Origin of the sequence: Methylobacterium sp. J-026 (genome assembly GCF_022829585.1) — a bacterium.
GTDB lineage: Bacteria > Pseudomonadota > Alphaproteobacteria > Rhizobiales > Beijerinckiaceae > Methylobacterium.
In genome coordinates this window covers 1-375 of record NZ_JAKSYC010000227.1, presented here as the reverse complement: position 1 = coordinate 375, position 375 = coordinate 1, and the positions used below count along the sequence as shown (strand labels likewise).

Sequence of the window (375 nt, the reverse complement as noted above, 5' to 3'; positions counted from 1 at the left end):
TCCGCTCGGCGTCGAGCAGGATCGGCACGCCAACCATGCCCTCGCATCCGACGAGCCCGACCTCGACCTGCTGGCCATCTGCCGCGACGCTGACGAGCGAGACGATGCCTCGTTCGACGAAGGCAACCCGCGTGATCGGGGTGCCGGCTTTGATGCGCACTACGCCCACCGACAGCATCGCTAGTTCGTGGTGCGGTCCCAGGATATCGAAATCGTCCGATGCTAGTGCTCTTGTCAGGCGCTTGAGGAAGCTGTACTGCATCGGTTGCGACCTAGTCCCGTTCACTTGGAGCGGGAGGTCCAAGAGCCCTCGGTCGGGAGCACTTGAACGTGCCTGCGTACGACGCCTGCCTGTCTTTGAGCCTAATTTCTTAG

The 375-nt window shown here is 62.1% G+C and carries 1 pseudogene; it reads right to left on the bottom strand.

The window, feature by feature from the left end:
- Nucleotides 1-262: pseudogene (locus MKK69_RS19715) on the bottom strand (Crp/Fnr family transcriptional regulator); the annotation flags it as partial.
- Nucleotides 263-375 lie beyond the last annotated feature (113 nt).